Source organism: Streptomyces collinus Tu 365 (assembly GCF_000444875.1).
In the GTDB taxonomy this organism is placed as follows: Bacteria; Actinomycetota; Actinomycetes; order Streptomycetales; family Streptomycetaceae; genus Streptomyces; species Streptomyces collinus_A.
Genome location: NC_021985.1, coordinates 7,431,539 through 7,449,435 on the forward strand (window position 1 = coordinate 7,431,539; position 17,897 = coordinate 7,449,435).

The 17,897-nt window shown below is 74.8% G+C and carries 16 protein-coding genes; 5 read left to right on the forward strand and 11 right to left on the reverse strand.

Annotated elements, in window-relative coordinates:
* Window positions 1-41 precede the first annotated feature (41 nt).
* Window positions 42-1,475 carry a PepSY-associated TM helix domain-containing protein gene (locus B446_RS32205; RefSeq protein WP_020943634.1) on the forward strand — a complete coding sequence of 478 codons (1,434 nt, stop codon included), beginning with the start codon at window positions 42-44 and terminating at the stop codon, window positions 1,473-1,475.
* Between the two features lie 58 nt (window positions 1,476-1,533).
* Here the strand turns inward: B446_RS32205 and B446_RS32210 are convergent, their stop codons facing one another.
* The 4 genes from B446_RS32210 to B446_RS32225 all read right to left on the reverse strand — a co-directional run bounded on the left by B446_RS32210 (window position 1,534) and on the right by B446_RS32225 (window position 6,759).
* A complete protein-coding gene (locus tag B446_RS32210; RefSeq protein ID WP_020943635.1) occupies window positions 1,534-1,908 on the reverse strand; it encodes a tetratricopeptide repeat protein in 375 nt (124 codons plus the stop codon).
* Between the two features lie 101 nt (window positions 1,909-2,009).
* Window positions 2,010-3,350, reverse strand: coding sequence for an MFS transporter (locus B446_RS32215; RefSeq protein WP_078614853.1), 1,341 nt, complete (start codon window positions 3,348-3,350; stop codon window positions 2,010-2,012).
* Between the two features lie 8 nt (window positions 3,351-3,358).
* A complete protein-coding gene (locus B446_RS32220) occupies window positions 3,359-5,389 on the reverse strand; it encodes a PEP/pyruvate-binding domain-containing protein (RefSeq protein WP_020943637.1) in 2,031 nt (676 codons plus the stop codon).
* The gene (locus B446_RS32225; protein WP_020943638.1) at window positions 5,386-6,759 is read right to left on the reverse strand and encodes an ATP-grasp domain-containing protein; all 1,374 of its coding nucleotides are present in this window, start codon (window positions 6,757-6,759) and stop codon (window positions 5,386-5,388) included. Before B446_RS32225 ends, B446_RS32220 begins: the two co-directional genes overlap by 4 nt.
* Before the next feature lie 239 nt (window positions 6,760-6,998).
* On the opposite strand from B446_RS32225, the gene B446_RS32230 reads away from it, so the two are divergent.
* Entirely contained in the window at window positions 6,999-8,285 is a 1,287-nt protein-coding gene (locus B446_RS32230; RefSeq protein ID WP_020943639.1) for a PAS domain-containing protein, read from the forward strand.
* Between the two features lie 305 nt (window positions 8,286-8,590).
* On the opposite strand, the gene B446_RS32235 is transcribed toward B446_RS32230, so the two are convergent.
* On the reverse strand, window positions 8,591-8,992 hold the full coding sequence (locus B446_RS32235; RefSeq protein WP_043479540.1) for an ArsR/SmtB family transcription factor: 402 nt from the start codon (window positions 8,990-8,992) through the stop codon (window positions 8,591-8,593).
* A 108-nt stretch (window positions 8,993-9,100) separates the two neighbouring features.
* On the opposite strand from B446_RS32235, the gene B446_RS32240 reads away from it, so the two are divergent.
* Both B446_RS32240 and B446_RS32245 read left to right on the forward strand, forming a co-directional pair.
* Window positions 9,101-11,113: a heavy metal translocating P-type ATPase gene (locus B446_RS32240; protein ID WP_020943641.1), complete on the forward strand. Its 2,013-nt coding sequence runs from the start codon at window positions 9,101-9,103 to the stop codon at window positions 11,111-11,113.
* Window positions 11,110-11,520 (forward strand): hypothetical protein, encoded by a 411-nt coding sequence (locus B446_RS32245; RefSeq protein ID WP_020943642.1) that lies wholly within the window; start codon window positions 11,110-11,112, stop codon window positions 11,518-11,520. The genes B446_RS32240 and B446_RS32245 overlap by 4 nt, the downstream gene beginning before the upstream one ends.
* Before the next feature lie 42 nt (window positions 11,521-11,562).
* On the opposite strand, the gene B446_RS32250 is transcribed toward B446_RS32245, so the two are convergent.
* From B446_RS32250 to B446_RS32275, 6 genes are all read right to left on the reverse strand, one after another.
* Window positions 11,563-12,600 carry a C40 family peptidase gene (locus B446_RS32250; RefSeq protein WP_043476872.1) on the reverse strand — a complete coding sequence of 346 codons (1,038 nt, stop codon included), beginning with the start codon at window positions 12,598-12,600 and terminating at the stop codon, window positions 11,563-11,565.
* Between the two features lie 286 nt (window positions 12,601-12,886).
* Window positions 12,887-13,852 (reverse strand): pirin family protein, encoded by a 966-nt coding sequence (locus tag B446_RS32255; protein WP_020943644.1) that lies wholly within the window; start codon window positions 13,850-13,852, stop codon window positions 12,887-12,889.
* Between the two features lie 447 nt (window positions 13,853-14,299).
* Entirely contained in the window at window positions 14,300-14,638 is a 339-nt protein-coding gene (locus tag B446_RS32260; protein WP_020943645.1) for a hypothetical protein, read from the reverse strand.
* Window positions 14,635-15,366 (reverse strand): RNA polymerase sigma factor, encoded by a 732-nt coding sequence (locus B446_RS32265; RefSeq protein ID WP_043476875.1) that lies wholly within the window; start codon window positions 15,364-15,366, stop codon window positions 14,635-14,637. The genes B446_RS32260 and B446_RS32265 overlap by 4 nt, the downstream gene beginning before the upstream one ends.
* Window positions 15,367-15,428: 62 nt before the next feature.
* Window positions 15,429-15,962: a hypothetical protein gene (locus tag B446_RS32270; protein WP_043476879.1), complete on the reverse strand. Its 534-nt coding sequence runs from the start codon at window positions 15,960-15,962 to the stop codon at window positions 15,429-15,431.
* 155 nt (window positions 15,963-16,117) lie between these two features.
* Window positions 16,118-16,813: a type 1 glutamine amidotransferase domain-containing protein gene (locus tag B446_RS32275; RefSeq protein ID WP_043476881.1), complete on the reverse strand. Its 696-nt coding sequence runs from the start codon at window positions 16,811-16,813 to the stop codon at window positions 16,118-16,120.
* A 141-nt stretch (window positions 16,814-16,954) separates the two neighbouring features.
* Here B446_RS32275 and B446_RS32280 point away from each other — a divergent pair, with 141 nt between their 5' ends.
* Window positions 16,955-17,860: a LysR family transcriptional regulator gene (locus B446_RS32280; RefSeq protein ID WP_020943649.1), complete on the forward strand. Its 906-nt coding sequence runs from the start codon at window positions 16,955-16,957 to the stop codon at window positions 17,858-17,860.
* Window positions 17,861-17,897: the final 37 nt, after the last annotated feature.

Consider the following 17,897-nt stretch of genomic DNA (forward strand, 5'->3'; position numbering starts at 1 on the left):
ACCGACACCCCGCCGTCCGAGTCCCCCGGAGATGCCCACCGATGTCCACCGCTCCCTCGCCCGCCACGGACGAGGCACCCGCCCCCGCGCCGTCCCCGGGCCGCCGGTCCCCGCTGCGCCCCCTCGTGCTGCGCCTGCACTTCTACGCCGGCCTGCTCGTCGCCCCGTTCCTGCTGGTCGCCGCGGTCAGCGGCCTGCTGTACGCGGGCTCCTTCCAGGCCGAGAAGTACGTCTACGCCCATGAACTCACCGCGCCGGAGAGCCACCGCCGGCTCCCCGTCTCCGCCCAGGTCGCCGCCGCCCGCGAGGCCCACCCCGAGGGCACCGTCACGGGGGTGCGGCCGGCGCCCGGACCCGGCACCACCACCCGGGTGATGCTCTCCGGCGTCCCGGGCGTCGACCCCGACCACACCCTCGCGGTGTTCGTCGACCCCGGCACCGGCCAGGTGCGCGGGTCCCTGGAACAGTACGGCTCGACCGGCGCGCTGCCCCTGCGCACCTGGACCGACGAGCTCCACCGCGACCTGCACCTCGGCGACACCGGCCGGCTCTACAGCGAACTCGCCGCCTCCTGGCTGTGGGTGGTCACCGGCGGCGGCCTGGTGCTGTGGTTCTCCCGGCGGCGCGCCCTGCGCCGGGTGCGGGGCACCCGGGGGCGGCGCCGCACCCTCGGTCTGCACGGCACGGTCGGCGTCTGGACCGCCGTCGGCTTCCTGTTCCTGTCGGCGACCGGCCTGACCTGGTCCACCTACGCCGGCGCGCACATCGACGACCTGCGCACCTCCCTCGGCCAGGCCACGCCCGCCCTCTCGGCGGCGGTGCCCGGCGGTGAGCACACGGGCCACGGCACGGCGGGCGGCACCGGCGGCGACGCCGGGTCCGGGGCCGGCCTGGACCGCGCGCTCGCGGCCGCCCGCGCCAAGGGCCTCGGCGACCCCGTGGAGATCGTCCCGCCCGCCGACGCCCGCAGCGCCTACGTGGTCAGGCAGGTGCAGCGCTCCTGGCCGGAGAAGCAGGACGCCGTCGCCGTCGACCCCGCCACCGGTGAGGTGACCGGCGAGCTGCGGTTCGCCGACTACCCCGTGCTCGCCAGACTGACCCGCTGGGGCATCGACCTGCACACCGGCGTGCTGTTCGGCCTCGCCAACCAGATCGCCCTCGCTCTGCTCGCGCTCGCCCTGGTCCTGCTGATCGTCTGGGGCTACCGCATGTGGTGGCAGCGCGGCCGCGGCTCCGCGTTCGGCCGGCCGCTGCCGCGCGGCTCGTGGGCGCAGGTGCCCCCGTACCTACTGGTGCCGGCCCTGGCCGTGATCGCCACGACCGGCTACTTCGTGCCGCTGCTCGGCATCCCGCTGGCCGCCTTCGTCGCCGTCGACGTCGTCCTGGGCGAGATCGCGCATCGCCGCGGGCGCCGTACGCCCGGGAACGCGGACGCGGACACGAGCGCGGCGAGCGGCGCGGCCGGGGCGGGGTAGCGCCCCGGAACATGCCGAGGGCCCGGTTCCACGAGGGAACCGGGCCCGCCCGCACCGCTCACTGTCGCGGGAGGTCACCCGCGAGCGCCGAGGCGATGCGCAGGTGCGGTTCCGCCTCGGCGTGCCGCGCCTGCCGCTGGAGCGTGCGGCCCAGCATCAGCCGGGCGTAGTGCTCCACCGGGTCGCGCTCCACGATGAGCCGCAGCTCGGCCTCCGCGCGGCGCAGCTGGGCCGAGTGGTAGTAGGCGCGGGCCAGCAGCAGCCGGGGTCCCGTCTGCTCCGGCACCTCCTCGACCAGCCGGGCCAGCACCCGTGCCGCGCCCGCGTAGTCCTTCGCGTCGAAGAACTGCCGCGCGCGCTCCCAGCGCTCGGCGGTGCTGCCGTGGTCGTAGTACGTGGTCGTGCTCTGCGTCTTCGTGCTCTGCGTCTCCACTCCTGACCTCCTTCGACGGCTCCAACCGAAGCGGGTTGTTCAATATTCCACTATCTCTGGGTGCCGTCTCCGTCCCTGTCCCACGGGTGCGGCGTGCCGTTTCAGGGGTGCGGCGCGACCCCTTCGTCGACCGGCAGCGGCAGCGGCCGGTCGGCGTTCGCCGGCCGGGCGGGACCGCGTGCCGCACGGCGGCCGCGCGGGCCACCCGGGCCCAGCCGGCGCAGCGCGAGGTGCAGGACCGGGATCAGCACACAGGTGACCGCGGCGCTCTGCCACAGCAGCGCGTCCAGGCGCCCGGCCGCCAGATAGGCCCCGGCGGCGACCGCGGCCAGCGCGCACACGCCCCGGTCCACGATGCTCTCCACCGACAGCAGCGTGGCGCGCGGCGCGTCCGCCGGGACGGCGTCGTTCACGAGCTTGCGCTGCACGGGATAGACGAACCCGGTGAGCGCGGCGAACACGCACAGCAGCGCCACCACCAGCCAGGGCCCGCCGAGCGCGGTGCCGGCGAGCGCGGCGGCGAGCGCCACGCTCAGCAGGGACACCCAGGCGGCCGGTGACACCCGGCGGCTCAGCCACTGCGGGCGGCCCGACGCCACCGCCTCGGCCACCGTCATCGCCGCGAGCACACCACCGTGCGCGCTCTCCTTGATCCCGTGTGCGAGCAGGACCGGCTGGAACAGGTTGACCTGGCAGATGCGCGACAGGGTGAACACCGCCACGCCCTGCACCATGAGCAACGGCAGCCACGGCGAGGCGCGCAGGGCCCGCAGCGCGGCACCGGTGTCCCGCAGGAGGGTGCCGGTGCGCCGTCCGCGCGCGTCGGCGCGGGCGGCCCCGCCGCGGGGCGCGAGCCGCGGCAGCGCGAGCGCGCAGGCCAGGGACCCGGCCGCGCTCGCCGCGCTGAGCACGTACGGGCTCTGCGGGGCCAGCGCCATCAGCGGGCCGACCAGCGGCCAGCAGACCACCTTCGCGGCCAGCCCCAGGGACCGGGCGGTGCCCTCCGCCCTGAGGTAGTGGGCGTCGGCACCCTCGGCGCGCAGACCGTCGTACAGGTAGGCGCTCGCCGCACCCGAGGTGAGGGAGCGTCCGGCCGCGATGGCGAGGAAGTGCACCAGGAAACCGGTGTACGAGGGCGCCAGCACCGGCGCCATGTTCGCCGCCGTCATGACGGCCGCGCCCGCGCGCAGGCAGTTGCGGGCGCCGATGCGGTCGGCGACGACCCCCGTGGGGATCTCGAACAGGCAGAACGCGATGTAGTAGATGCTCTGGATGCCGAAGATCTGCCCGTCGGACAGACCGGCGTCGCGCTGGTAGGCGTAGAAGACGGGCATCCACCACAGCAGGTTGAACAGCAGCTGGAACCCGTTGTTGAGCCGGATGATGCGGCGGGCGGCCGGAGAGGCCACCGGTCGCGCACTCCGTCGCCACGGGGCCGCCATGCGGCGGCTCACCGGGCGTAGGGGCGGATCTGGACCAGGTGGAACGCCCCCTGGTCCGTCATCAGCCACTCGATGTCGAGCGCGTCGTCGGGATCGTCGGCGCCGAAGTGGGACTGCAGCAGCCGCCCGGTGAGGGCGAGCCGGGCCAGCGCGAGGCGCGTCGGTGACGGCAGGTCCTCGCCCGTGGACCCCACGTCCACCGTACGGCCGCCGCCCTCCACCGTGTTGTACAGGTACTGCTGCGGCAGCACGGTGCCGTCCACCACCCGCTCCGGGGAACCTGGGGTGCAGTTGACGTACACGTTGCGGAAGTCCTCCCGGCGGGTCGGATCGCAGGTCACCAGCACACCGCCGAGGGCGGCCGGCACGTACTCCTGGACGATCACTCCCATGTAGGTGTCGTCCAGCGAGATGCCGGCCTGGTGCCGCAGCCGCACGCTGCGCGGCGACAGCAGCGAGGCCCACACCTGCCGTACGGCGGCCAGCAGTTGCTCCGCCCCGCGTACGGTGGTGACCGAGTCGTAGATCCCGGCCGCGGAGAAGCCGGGCAGGTCCTCCGCGTTGGAGGAGGACCGCGCCACCATCCGGCTGCCGCCGGCCAGCAGTTCCGGCACCGCGCCCGTGATCGCCGAGGCCACCTCGTCGGGCATCGGCGTGCAGCCCACGAGGTGCTGGAGGTTCAGGCACAGCGGGTCCACGAGGTCGAACGCCTCCAGCTCCAGGGCCATCTTCAGCTTGCCGATGCCCTGTTGCAGCGCGGGGGAGGAGGTCAGGAACAGATGGTGGAGGTGGAACGGCAGCGCCACGCCCCGGGGCGCGCGGACCGTCGCCGCCACGTACGCGGCCGCCGCCGCGCGCAACTCCGCGGCGGACGCGCCCGGTTCGCCGAGACGGGCGCCGAGGTGGCCGAGCAGATGGGGGCGCGGCGGGCGCGGGCGGGCGTAGAACGCCGTCAGGTCGGCGGTGCGGCTGTCCAGGACGTGGTGCAGTTCCCCGAGGTTGGCCGCCTTCGTGCCGTAGCTGTCGCGGTCGGTGCGCCGCAGCCGGTCCAGCGCCAGCACCGGGGCCTGGCGCAGCAGGGGTGTGCCGATGCGGATGCGCTGCTGGTGCCAGGCGGGCCGGGTGAGCTCCGGCCTGCCGGGCAGCGGCTCCAGGGTGACGGAGTCCTCCCGCACCCGGTAGCGCACCCAGGCTCCGTCGAGGCCGTCGGGACCGTCGAGGCCGCTGTCCCGCAGCAGGGTGTCGAGGTCGCGGACGACGGCGTTCGGGATGCCCCAGCCCGAGGCCAGCACGTTGGTGTGCGAAAGCGGGGTGATGGGCGCGGTGTTGATGAAGCCGGCCACCCGGGGCACGTCGTCGGGGAGGCGGGGCATCGCGACGATGTCCGACCAGCCGAGCTCCGCTGCCACCGCCTCGTACTCGGCCGCGGTGCGGAAGTGGCGGAGCCGGCCCTCGGCCTCGCCGGGGTTGAGGCAGGTGCGGGTTCGGTTGCCGAACAGCTCGTGGCTGAGGACGCGCGGCACGCGCGCCTCGCCGATCGCGGTCAGCTCCTGCTCCTGGCCGTGGTTGGCGGGCTTGAGCAGCAGCGGCAGCCGTCCGTCGACCCGCTCGCGCACGTAGCTGTAGAACTCCTCCAGCAGGGGGCCCTGCATGGTGTCGGCCTCGGTGGTCTCCAGCACCAGGAAGGGACGCTCGGTGCCGTCCGGCTCCTGCTCGGCGTGCAGCGACAGCACTCCCAGGAGGAAGCGGCGCTCGGGTGCCATGTAGACGGACGCGTTGAACGCGTCCAGGTCCGCGTCGAGTTCGGCCATGGTCAGGCCGAGGACGCGGGTGGCGATGTAGTCGACGTGGAAGGGGTGCACCCGTGTGTCGAGCAGGTGCCAGGTGCGTTCGGCCCGGTCCACCACGATCTTCAGGTACGGGTGTCCGGCGAGCACGCCGGACAGCGTCCGGAACAGGGGCAGCGACAGGTTGGCGCCGACGACCGTGCGGTCGCCCGCCGTCCCGGGCACGCCGGCCTCGTCCAGCGTGGCGGTCATGCCCGCACCCCCTCGCCGACGTACGCCGGCAGGATGCGCGGGAGCGCGTCCACCAGGGCGGTGAAGTCGCGGATCACGGTCTGCGGCCGGTCGGCGGACATCAGGCACAGCCCCGCCATGGTGTTGGCGCCCGCGGCCGGGTCGTAGACCGGCACCGGTGTGCCGTCCGGCAGCGAACTCTCCCGGACGACGGACAGGGTGCTCGCCGCGCCGGCCGGCACGGAGCGCAGCACCGACGCGGAGTCCCACACGTGCCGGCGCCGCCAGGGGGCGCCCGCGCCGTCCACGGCGAGGACGACGAGGGAGCCGGCCGCGCCCTCGGCGTCCTCGGGCGTCAGCGCCCGTGCCGGCCAGCCGGCCGCCCGGCCCAGTAACTGGTCGGTGAACATCCCCACCAGGTCGAGACCGAAGACCTCCTCGATCTGCGGCACCGTCATCGCGCCGCCGAAGCGCGCCGCCGTCTCGATCACCCACATGCGGCCGTCCGCCCCGAGTTTGATCTCCGTGTGGGTGCCGCAGTCCTGGAGCCCCAGGGCCTCCACCGCCTGCCGGGCCAGCTCGACGATCCGGGCCTGTGCCCGCGCGCCGACGGCGGCCGGGGTGATGCCGGCCCGCTCGGTGAACGGCGCCACCGTCGGCATCCGGCCGCTCAGGCAGACCGGCCGGAAGACACCCCCGACGACCGCGCCCTCGACGCTGACGTAGTCGCCCCAGCCCGTGCCGTCGAACCACTCCTCGGCGCAGCCCGTGACGATCTCCTCCACCACGAAGTCCTCACCGGCGCCGCCGACATGGAGCTCCGCGTACCCGAGGAGCGCCGACTCGCTCATCACCGCGCGCGACCGCTTCCAGGCGCCCGCCACGTCCGCGGGCCCCTCGATGATCTGGTGCGCGGTCGAGCCGGCGCTCCAGGCCGCCTTCAATAGCAGTGGACATGTCAATTCGATGGCCGCGGCGGCCAGCTGTTCCTCCGTCGCGACGGCGCGGAAGCGGGGCTGGGGGATGCCGCGGCGCTCCCAGGCGGCGCGCATCAGGCGCTTGTCGCGGGCGAGGGCGGCGGTCGGCCCCGCGCCCCGCAGCCCGAGCCGCCGGGCGGCCTCGGCGACCGCGACCACCGCGTACTCCGAGAAGGTGATGACGGCGTCCGCGCCGACCTCGCGGGCCCGGGACGAGATGAGTTCGACCAGGTCGTGCTCGTCCGCGTCCCCGCGGGCGAGGACCGACGCGCACAGCCGCGCCGGATCCGCCGCCATGTCGGCGGGCAGGTCGCTGAGTGCCAGCAGGTGCACGGTCGACCTCGCGGCCACCCGGGGCAGGGCGTACCCCACCGGGGGGCCTCCCTTGGCATGCACGTACAGCACCTTCGTCACGGAATCCCATCTCCTTCGTCGTCCGGTCCGGCGGTTCCTCGTCCGATCGCGAGGTTCCGTTTCCAGCGAAGCAGCCCGGCTGCCCGCTCGCGGACGGGCGAAGCAGCGGACTCTCAGGCAAATGCCTGACTGCCGGGGCCGGTCGAGGTCTCGGGCGGGCGGCATGCCGCACGTGTTCACGGGACACGCATGACGTGTCACCCCACGTGATTTTGGTGGAACGTCGAAGGAGTCGAGTCGTGGACGAAGCCGATCTCAAGACACTGCTCGCGCCGCTCCCGGTGTCCTGGTGGGAAGCCGACGGCGGTGCGCGCCTGGTCGAGAGCGGAGGCGGCGCCTTCGCCGACGAACGCACCGCCCGGCGCTTCCTGCGAGCGTTGTGCGCCGAAGCCGGCGGCGCGGCGCGGTTACCCGCCGACGGCCCCTACCGGGCGCGCTTCGAGGGCCGCACGTTCGACGTCAACTGGCCCGCTCATGAAGGCGGTACGGCCACGGGGCGCAGCAGGGGCGTCGCGGTCGAGGTGGCCGGCGCGGCGGCCGGGACCGGACCGTACGCGTCCTTCGCCGACCTGAGCCCGGCCGCGGTCTTCGTCCGCGACACCGACGGCCGCTGCGTCTGGGCGAACCACGCCTACGCCCATCTGTACGGGACCACGCGGGACGCCCTGATCGGCCGGCACCTGGCCGAGATCGACGGGGCCGACGACGCGGCCCGGTTCCTCGCCCTCGACGAACAGGTCCTCTCCGGCGGGCACTCGGCGCGGCACACGCTCGCCTTCCGGCACACGGACGGCAGCGCCGGGCACGCGGTCGGCTACCGCTTCCCGGTCCACTGGGGGACACGGCGCTGCGTGGCCGGCATCTACGTCGACATCACCGACTACACCCGCGCGCTGGAGCAGCGGCGCCGGGCGGAGGCGGACCTGTGCGCGCTGCGCGACCACAGCGGCCTCGCCTGTCTGCGTCTGTCCGCCGACGGGGTGGTCAGGGACGCGGGCACGGCAGCGGCCGAGGTGCTGCACGTCCGCCTGGGCGACCTGCTCGGTTCGCCCGCCGACACCCTGCTGGCCCGGACCCCCGAACGCACGGCGCTGCACCGGGTCTGGGACGACCTCATCGCCGGCCGGCGCAGAAGCGCGCGCACCAGCGCCGTGCTCGTGGACGGCGACCGCAGGCGCCGCGCGTGGATCCACCTGAGCGCGGTCCAGCACGCCGCCGAACACCTGCCCGGTGTCTGGGCGGTCATCACCCGGCTCGGCCTGAGTCACGAGGCGCACCCGCCGCTGACGCCCGCTCAGGTGCGGATACTCGCGCTGCTGGCCGCCGGGCACAGCAACGCCGACGTCGCCGGGGCCCTGCACCTGTCCCGGCAGACGGTCGACTACCACCTCAGCCGGCTGCGGCGGCTCCTCGGGGTCGCGACCCGTCCGGCGCTGGTGGCTCGCGCCTACGCGCTGGGCATCCTCTCCCCGCACGCCTGGCCGCCGCGCTCCACCACGGCGACGCACCCGCTCAGCCCGGCCTGACCGTACGGCCCGGGGAGCGCGGAGAGCCTGCCGCCGGCCGGGCGGCACGCCCTCGGGGTGCGGTGTGCCGTATGTGGTGCGGGGGACGGCGGAGGCCGTCCCCCGGTCCGGGCTCGGATCAGGCGCATGGCCTGGCGGACCGTGCTGGACAGGTGACCCTCGTCGGTGACCGGCGTGGTGGACCGTCCGGGGGAGGTGGCCTCCAGCGGGACGATCCGGCCGGGCGGTCGGGTGCGCGGATCGAGGTCATGACGCGCGGCCCCTGGTGGCACCAGCGGTGCGCCGGCCCGGGAGCCGGGACCCCGTCAGGCACTCGGGACGCCCGCGCCCTCCTCCTCCGCCTCGGTGAGGGCGGCGGAGTCGGTGAGGCCGAGGCGGAGATGCTCGACGTGGTAGATGGCCTGGTCGATGAGTGCCGCGACGTGGTTGTCGTAGAGGGAGTACACGATCGAACGGCCCTTGCGGGTGCCGACGACGAGACCGAGGTTGCGCAGCAGGCGCAATTGGTGGGAGCAGGCCGACTGTTCCATGCCGACCTCGGCGGCCAGCTCGGTCGCGGGCAGGGAACCCTCGCGCAGCCGGGCGAGGATCAGCAGCCGCGAGGGGGTCGCCAGCGCCTGGAGGGTGGTCGCCACCTTGGCGGCGCTCGCCGCGTCCAGGTTTCTGCGCGGGACGCGTCCTGACGGCTGTGCGGCTCCATGACCCATGCGGCCATCGTACGGCACCACCCATGAATACATGAATGACTCTTCATTCATTCCTGTTAGGGTGGCGAGGTCGGACGCTGTCACGCCCACCCGAAGGACCCCGCTTCCATGTCGTCCACGCTCACCCGCCCGGCCCCGCCCGGCGCGGCGCGCGAGTCGGTCGCCCCCCGCCGCCGCACCCGGCTCCTCGCCCTGCCCGAGGCCCGCTGGGCGGCCGCCGCGCTGGTGCTGTTCCTGATCGCCCTGCCCCTGTACCTGGCCGGGGCGCCCGCCTGGACCTGGGGCACGCTGTTCGCGGCCGTCTACGCGACCGGCGGCTGGGAACCGGGCCGGGCCGGGCTCCGGGCGCTGCGCGAGAAGACCCTCGACGTGGACCTGCTGATGGTGGTCGCCGCACTCGGGGCGGCGGCGATCGGGCAGGTGCTGGACGGCGCGCTGCTGATCGTCATCTTCGCCACCTCGGGGGCGCTGGAGGCGATCGCCACCGCCCGCACCGCCGACTCCGTGCGTGGTCTGCTCGACCTGGCCCCCGCCACGGCCACGCGCGTCGCCGACGACGGCACCGAGGAGACGGTGCCCGGCGAGCGGCTCGCGGTGGGCGAGATCATCCTGGTCCGGCCCGGGGAGCGCATCGGCGCGGACGGCCGCGTGCTGGACGGGGCCGGCGAGGTCGACCAGGCCACCATCACGGGCGAGCCCCTGCCCGTGGCGAAGGCGGCCGGGGACGAGGTGTTCGCCGGCACCCTCAACGGCACGGGCGCGCTGCGGGTGAAGGTCGAGCGCGACCCGTCCGACTCGGTGATCGCCCGGATCGTGGCCATGGTCGAGGAGGCCTCCGGGACCAAGGCGCCGACCCAGCTCTTCATCGAGAAGGTCGAGCAGCGCTACTCGCTCGGCATGGTCGCGGCCACGGTGGCGCTCTTCGTGCTCCCGCTGCTCGTCGGCGCCGATCTGCGGTCCACCCTGCTGCGGGCGATGACCTTCATGATCGTCGCCTCGCCGTGCGCCGTGGTGCTGGCCACCATGCCGCCGCTGCTGTCCGCGATCGCCAACGCCGGCCGCCACGGCGTGCTGGTCAAGTCGGCGGTGGTCATGGAGCGCCTGGGACAGGTGGACGCCGTGGCGCTGGACAAGACGGGCACTCTGACCGAGGGCACGCCCCGGGTGACGGACGTCCGCCCACTGCCCGGCCCCGGTCTGCCGGAGGACGAGGTGCTGCGGCTGGCCGCGGCGGCCGAGCACCCCAGCGAGCACCCGCTGGCCCGGGCGATCGTGGACGCGGCCCGCGACCGCGGTCTGGACATCCCCCTGGTGCGGGACTTCGGTTCGGCGCCCGGCACCGGTGTCAGCGCCACCTTCGAGGGCAGGTCCGTCGCGGTCGGCAGCCCGGCCCGGCTGCCGGACGGCCGCACGGGCGGTCCCGCCGGGGAAGAGGCGGCGGCCCCGGAGATGACGAGGGCCCTGGACGTGGCGGCGGCCCTGGAGGAAGAGGGCCGTACCGCCGTGCTGGTCACCGTCGACGGCCGGCCGGCCGGGGTCCTCGGCATCGCCGACCGCCTGCGCGACGAGGCCGCCGCCACCGTCGCGGCCCTGGGCGAACTGGCGGGCACCACCCCGGTGCTGGTCACCGGTGACAACCCGCGCGCGGCGGCCCGGCTCGCCGGCGAGGTGGGCATCGACGACGTCCGTGCGGGACTGCTGCCGCAGGACAAGGTGGCCGCGGTGCGGGAGTGGGAGCGGGCGGGACGCAAGGTGCTGGTGGTCGGCGACGGCGTCAACGACGCCCCCGCGCTGGCCGCCGCCCACACCGGCATCGCGATGGGCCGGGCCGGCTCCGACCTGGCCCTGGAGACCGCCGACGCGGTCGTGGTCCGCGACGAGCTGGCGACCGTCCCCGCCGTCGTCCGCCTCTCCCGCCGGGCCCGCCGCCTCGTCGTGCAGAACCTGGTCGTCGCCGCGGTGTTCATCACCGGCCTGGTGATCTGGGACCTGGCCGGCACGCTGCCGCTGCCGCTGGGTGTCGCGGGCCACGAGGGGTCCACCGTGATCGTCGGCCTCAACGGGCTGCGCCTGCTCGCCGACGGCGCCTGGCGGCGTGCCCATGCGGGGACGGACCGGTGAGCCGCCGCGACCGCGGGTCCCGCCGTGCCCCGGCCGCCGCACCCGCACCCTGCGCCGTCACCGTGTGCCGCGGCTGCTGCTGCGGCACGGAGAAGGTCCCGGGCGTGGACCACGCCGCCCAGCTCGCCCTGCTGCGCCAGTCGCTGTCCGGCGCGGCGCAGGTCCGGGTGACCGGCTGCCTGGACGCCTGCGAACAGGCCAACGTGGTCGTCGTCCAGCCGTCGGCGGCCGGGCGGGCCGCCGGCGGGCGGCCCGTGTGGCTCGGCCTGGTCCACGACACCGACGCCGTGCGGGACATCGCCGCGTGGATCACCGCCGGTGGTCCCGGCCTGGCGGACCCGCCCGGCGTGCTCGACCTGTACGCGTTCACCCCGTCCCGGCGCGTACGCCAGTCCGTGGAGGACTGATCCCGGCGCCGGGGCGGGCGGCCCGCCCCGGGAGGCGGCGCGTCAGACGCGGACGCCGAACATGAACGGCCCGCCGATGGTGTCCATCGACTCGTAGCGGACGACGGTGCCGGTACGCGGGGCGTGCAGGACCTGGCCGTTGCCCGCGTACAGGCCCACGTGGTGCAGGTCGTTGAAGAAGAAGACCAGGTCACCGACCTGGAGCTGGCTGCGGGTGAGCCGGGTCCCGATGCCCGACTGCGCCTCGGAGGTGCGCGGTATGGACACACCGGCCTGGGCGTAGGCCCAGGACGTGAGCCCCGAGCAGTCGAAGGACGACGGGCCGGTGGCGCCGTAGACGTACGGCTTGCCGATCTGGCTCTGGGCGGCCGAGAACGCGGCGCCGGCCCGGCCCGAGGCGGGCGGGGCGTCCTTGAGCTCCACCCGCTCGGTCGAGGAGCGGTTGGCACGCTGCTGTTCGGCGTCGAGGGCCGCCTTCTCCTTGGCGGTCAGGGTGTTGAGGAGCTTCTGCGCCTCGGCGAGCTTGCCCTGGACCTCCTTCTTCTTGTTGCCCAACTCGGTGCGGGTGGAGGCCAGGTCCTTGAGCTTCTCGGTGGCCTCGGCGCGCTCCTGGGCGAGTTCGCGCTGCTTGTCCTGGATCTTCTTCAGCGCCTCGACCTGCTGGCTGCTCAACTGGTCGAGCGTGGAGGCCTTGTCGAGGAAGTCGTCGGGGTCCGACGACAGGAAGAGCTGCACCGAGGCGTCGATGCCGCCCGAGCGGTACTGGGCGGTCGCCATCGAACCCAGGCCCTCGCGCAGCTTGTTCAGCTCCTGCTGGCCGCGGGCCACGTTGTCCTGGACGGTGGAGATCTCCTTCTGCAGCTTCTGCTGCTTCTCCTTGGCCCCGTTGTACTTCTCGGTGGCCTGCTCCGCCTGCTCGTAGAGCTTGTCGACCTTCGCCTTCACCTCGTCCTTGCCGAGCTTCTCGCCCGGGGCGGCGTTGGCCGCGTTCGCGCTCAGCGCGACGGCAGCGGCGGCTGCGGTGGTGAGCACGGTGACACGCGTGCGGCTCGGCTGCTTGGGTCGACGATGGGACGCCACAGGGGCGAGCTCCTTGCTCCTTCAGCCGCCTGTCCAACGCGTCGGTGGGCGGTGCCCCTCCACCGTCACTCCCGTTGAGTGATCACCCGAGCGAGGGGTTGGATCAAGACCTTAATGACTTTCTTACGGTTGGATCAAATGTTTGCATGGCAGAACTCGCTCGCCCGGTGCCGACTTGACCGCCAGACGACGCCGAATAGTGTCCGTCCGTGACGGTTTGATGCCGTTTCCGGCTCATCTCCTGCTCATCCACGAGACACTCGCAGATGCTGATTGGCCGTCAGGGTCAGCGCACCCTTCCCCGGGCCTTCAGTGGTACCGGCGGCAGTTCGGGGGCGCGGAGCGGGGCGCCGTCGTAGCCCTTCACCTCGCCGAACCGGGAGCCCGTCGTCCAGTCCTCGCGGGCCTGCTCGATGTCCTGCTGGGTGCGGCCGACGAAGTTCCACCACATGATCAGCTCCTCGGCGAACGGCTCGCCGCCCAGCAGCATGATCCCGGCGTCCGACTCGGCGCGCAGCGGGAGTTCGGTGCGGCCGCAGCCGAGGTAGAGCATCGAGCCCGGCAGCACCGGCACGCCGTCCACGTGCACCTCGCCGGACATGGCCAGGACGCCGTACTCGAAGTCCCGTTCCAGCGGCAGGCGGACGTCCGTGCCCCGGGTGAGCGCGAGGTCGGCTCCGACGATCGGGGTGAACGTCGTACCCGGGGAGGACGATCCGTCGAGGCCACCGAGGATCACCGTGGCCGTGAGGCCGGGCGCGGTGACCGTGGGCAGGTCGGCGTGGTACTCGAACATCGGCTCGGTGTGGCGGTGCTCGTCCGGCAGCGCGACCCACAGCTGCGCGCCGTGCAGGAAGCGGGCGTGCGACCGGGGGCTCTCCTCGGAGTGGCTGATCGCCCGGCCCGAGGTCATCAGGCCGAGCTGCTTGGGCCGGATCGTCTGGAGGCTGCCGGTCGAGTCGCGGTGCAGCACCTCGCCCTCGTGCAGCCAGCTCACCGTCTGCAACCCGATGTGCGGGTGCGGCGGGACCTGCATGCCGGGCTCGCCGGCGATGTCGTCGGGGCCGTAGTGGTCCACGAAGGCCCAGGCGCCGATCATGCGCCGGCCGAGGTTGGGCAGCAGTCGGCGCACCTCGGTCGACTCGCCCAGCTTCACGTGACGGGGGCTCAGCAGCTCGCGGACGGGCTCGGCGACGACGAATCCGCGGCCGCCGCACACACTCGGCACGGGCGCGCGGTCAAGGTTGCTCATGCCGCCCAACCTAGCGGCAGCCCGTTGCCGTTGCCGAGCGCGCGGACGGGTGGCCCGCGCGGCCGCCGCGGCCCCGGGCCCGGACCCGAGGCTCGGACCTGGGGCCCGGGCCCGGGCGAGCGGGCGATCCACGGCTCCCGCCGCGGCGGACGCGGACACCTTCCGCACCCCGTTCGGCGGATGAGGGTCCGGGACCCCCGGCGGATGAGGGTCCGGGACCCCCGGCGGATGAGGGACCGGGCCCCCGGCGGATGAGAGTCCGGGAGCGCTCGGCGGTTCACGGACCGGGCCCCTGGCGGATGAGAGTCCGGGAACGCTCGGCGGATGAGGGACCGGGACCCCTGGCGGATGAGGTACCGGCAACACTCGGCGGATCACGGACCGGGACCCCTGGCGGACGCGGGACCAGGAGCGCTGGGCGGATGAGGGACCGGGACCCCCGGCGGATCAGGGACCGGGGACGCTCGGCGACGGCTGGGCCGTGGTCGGTCGGACCGGGCTCGGGACGGGAGTGGGGGTGCCGGTCGCCGGCGGCCGGGGCCGGTGGGCCGGCTCGGCGGGCCGGTCCGGGCCGCCGCGGACGGCCAGGAACACCAGGGCCGCGACGGCGGCGAGGGCCAGCAGGCCCATCGCCGTCCGGCGCGGCACCGTCCCGCGCGGGCGGCCGGTCGCGGCCGGCGGACGCAGCGGCCGCAGATCGGCCGGGCCGACGGACCTAGCCCGCGCGTCCAGGGCGGCCCGCAGCCGCTCCTCGACGGCCGCGGTGCTCGTGCCGGACGTGCTCATCGCAGACCCTCCAGACGTCGGCCCAGGGCGTCGATGGCCCGGCTGGCCGTGGACTTGACGGTGCCCCGGGACAGTCCGAGCGTCGCCGCGATCTCGGCCTCGGTCAGGTGCGACCAGTACCGCAGCACCAGCACCTCGCGCTGACGCGTGGTCAGTGTCCGCAGGGCCGCCAGGACCTCCCGGTGGTCCTCGTGGAGCAGCACGTCCTCCTCCGGCGCGGGCGCGTGCCGCTCGGGTTCGGGAGTGTGCGCCCGTACGGTACGGCGCCGTCGCAGCACCGAGCGGGCCCCGTTGACGACACTGGTCCGCAGGTACGCCTCGGGGTCGTCCAGGGTGCCGAGCCGGTGGCCGTGGCGGCGGAACAGCGCGGTGAAGGCGTCCTGTACGACGTCCTCGGCCGTGGGCACGTCGTCGACCAGCAGCACCGCGAGCCGGACCAGGGACAGCCGGCGGTGGTGGTACAGCTCCTCGATGCCCGACGGGGACGAGGGCGCCCGGAGCGCAGGCGCGGTGGTGCCGTCGCCGCGGCCGGAGGGCGCCGGTCCCGCGGCCGTGCCGATCCCCACGCGGGCGAGGACGCGGGCGCACAGGGCACGCCGGCGAGGGACGCGGGCGCGTGGGACGTGGGGGCGCAGGGCGCGGCGGAACCGGCGCCACGATGGGGCGCCGGACTCCGGGGCGGCGGCCCGGTCCCAGGGCAGGGCCGCCGGTGGTGTCGCTGTCGTCATGGGTCTCCCGTCACCGGTGTGCGGGGAACCGCGCCGGGCGGCTCCCCGCACACCGGCATGCGTCAGTGGTGCTGCGGAACCGGCGCGGCCGTGGCGTGCCCGGGCGCGGGGACCGGACGCGGCGCCGCCGTCAGGTGGCCGTGGCCGTGCGGCCGCGCGGGGGCGGGCGCCGGTACCGGGGCCGCCGTGGCCCGGCCGGGAACGGACGGGACCGGCGAGGGCGTGGCCGTGGCGGGCAGCGTCGTGCTCGGGACGGGCCGGGGTGTGGCCGGCGCCGGACTCGGCTTCGGGCCGCCCGGGCGGGTCGGCGAGGGGACGGGCTTCGGGGTGGCCGTGCGCACCGGTGACGGCACCGGCGACGGGGTGGCGGTCCGGGCCGGTGACGGTACCGGTGACGGGGTGGCGGTCCGGGCCGGGGACGGCACCGGTGACGGGGTGGCCGTGCGGTCGGCGTGCGGCGCGGGGTGTGCGTCGCCCTGGACCGCCTGGGCGGTCACGGTGCCGGCGACGGCCAGGGCCGCGCCGACGGCGGAGACCCCCAGGACGGCGCGCAGCCGCCGTATGCGGCGAGGACGGGGGACACGGTGTGCGGACATGGGTTCCTTCGGATCGCTCGGGTCGGACATCGGTCGGAAGTGGAGGCCTCCATCCCGACAGACGTCCGGCCCCGGACGAGGTTGCGGGTGACGGCCGGAGAATTTTCGTCCGCGATCCGGCGCCCGGCCGTCACCCGCCCCCGGGTGCCCCGCGGTCAGCCCAGGCGCTTCAGCAGCTCCTCCGCCACCTGCGCCGAGGAGGCCGGGTTCTGGCCGGTGATCAGGTTGCCGTCGACGACCACGTGCGGCGCCCACGGCGCGGCCGTCCGAACGTCGACGCCCGCCTCGGTGAGCCGGTCCTCGAGCAGCCACCGGACGCGCGGGGCGAGGCCGCCCTGGGTCTCCTCCTCGTTGGTGAAGGCGGCCACCGGGCGCCCGGCGAAGGCGTTCGCGCCGTCGGCGCGCACCGCGGCGAGCAGCGCGGCCGGACCGTGGCAGACCACGGCCAGGGGCCTGCCGGAGTCGAGGGCCGCGACCAGCAGCCGTCCCGAGTCCTCGTCCACGGCCAGGTCCTCCATGGGCCCGTGCCCGCCGGGGTAGAACACGGCGGCGAAGTCGTCGAGGTCGGCCTCCGCCAGCTTCACCGGCTCCCCCAGTTCGGTCATCTCCTCCAGGCCGCGCGCGATCTCGTCGGCCCGCTCCTGACCGCCGTTGACCTCGGCGGCCAGGCTCGCCCGGTCGACCGGGGGCGGCGTGCCGCCCGGCGTGGCGACGACGATCTCGTGTCCGGCGGCCTTCAGGGCGCGGTAGGGGACCACGGCCTCCTCCGCCCAGAAACCGGTCGGGTGCTGGGAGCCGTCGGCGAGGGTCAGGCGGTCGGCACCGGTCAACACAAAAAGGATCTTCGACATGGGTCTTCTTCTCCCGGAACGTGCGGCTTACGGGAACGAACGTAGGCGCGCCTGCCCATAGGCAACCAATGAAGACATGGATGGCGGACATTGGCTTCCCTATGGGTCGCTCCCGCCCGGGCGCGCGGAATACTCGGCGGTGTGGACACCCCCTCCCTGGACCTGAACCTCCTGCGCACGTTCCTCGCGGTCTACCGCTCCGGTTCCTTCACCGGCGCCGCCCGCCTGCTGGGCCTGTCGCAGCCGACGGTGACGACACAGATGCGCGCGCTGGAACGGCTGAGCGGCCGGGAGCTGTTCGAACGGCTGCCGCGCGGGGTCACGCCGACGCAGGTGGCCGACGAACTGGCCGCCCGGATCGCCGCGCCCCTGGACGAGCTCGCCGCCGTGGCCGGCCCCGGCCCGCTGGAGGGTGCCCGCCCGGAGCCCGTCCACCTCGCGGGGCCCGCCGAGTTCCTGTGCACCCAGGTGATGCCCGCCCTCGCGCCACTGGTCGCGGAGGGGGTACGGCTGCGGGTGGCCACGGGCCTGACCGAGCCGCTGCTGGAGGAACTGCGGGCGGGCCGGCACGACCTGGTGATCGCCACCGCCCGCCCGCGCGGCCGCGCGCTCCATGCCGTGCCGCTCGGCGACGAGGAGTTCGTGCTGGTCGCCGCCCCGGTCTGGGCCGAACGGCTCGCCGGGCGGCTGCCCGCCGAGGGCCCGGCCGCCCTGCAGTCGGTCCCGCTGATCACCTACGCCGAGGACCTGCCCATCGCCCGCCGCTACTGGCGGCACGTCTTCGGCCGGCGGCTGTCGCACACCGCCGCCGTCACCGTGCCCGACCTGCGCGGGGTGCTGGCGGCGGTGGCCGCCGGGGCGGGGTTCTCCGTCCTGCCCCGGTACCTGTGCGCGGAACCACTGCGGTCCGGTGCGCTGGTGGCGCTGCTGGAGCCGGAGGACGCGCCGATCAACACCGGCTACCTCGTCCAGCGGCCCGGCGCCTCCGAGAACCCGGACGTGGTCCGCGTCCGTGAACTGCTCGTGCGGGAGGGGCGGACCTGGTAGGGCGGAGCTGGCAGGGCCGACCGGGAAGCCGGTGCGG

What these genes read in the sequence shown, in the direction of transcription:
- B446_RS32205 (WP_020943634.1), top strand. Translation starts at nt 42, where the DNA reads ATGTCCACCGCTCCCTCGCCCGCCACGGACGAGGCACCCGCCCCCGCG.
- B446_RS32215 (WP_078614853.1), bottom strand. Translation starts at nt 3,350, where the DNA reads ATGGCGGCCCCGTGGCGACGGAGTGCGCGACCGGTGGCCTCTCCGGCC.
- B446_RS32220 (WP_020943637.1), bottom strand. Translation starts at nt 5,389, where the DNA reads ATGACCGCCACGCTGGACGAGGCCGGCGTGCCCGGGACGGCGGGCGAC.
- B446_RS32235 (WP_043479540.1), bottom strand. Translation starts at nt 8,992, where the DNA reads ATGGGTCATGGAGCCGCACAGCCGTCAGGACGCGTCCCGCGCAGAAAC.
- B446_RS32240 (WP_020943641.1), top strand. Translation starts at nt 9,101, where the DNA reads ATGTCGTCCACGCTCACCCGCCCGGCCCCGCCCGGCGCGGCGCGCGAG.
- B446_RS32255 (WP_020943644.1), bottom strand. Translation starts at nt 13,852, where the DNA reads ATGAGCAACCTTGACCGCGCGCCCGTGCCGAGTGTGTGCGGCGGCCGC.
- B446_RS32260 (WP_020943645.1), bottom strand. Translation starts at nt 14,638, where the DNA reads ATGAGCACGTCCGGCACGAGCACCGCGGCCGTCGAGGAGCGGCTGCGG.
- B446_RS32265 (WP_043476875.1), bottom strand. Translation starts at nt 15,366, where the DNA reads ATGACGACAGCGACACCACCGGCGGCCCTGCCCTGGGACCGGGCCGCC.
- B446_RS32270 (WP_043476879.1), bottom strand. Translation starts at nt 15,962, where the DNA reads ATGTCCGCACACCGTGTCCCCCGTCCTCGCCGCATACGGCGGCTGCGC.
- B446_RS32275 (WP_043476881.1), bottom strand. Translation starts at nt 16,813, where the DNA reads ATGTCGAAGATCCTTTTTGTGTTGACCGGTGCCGACCGCCTGACCCTC.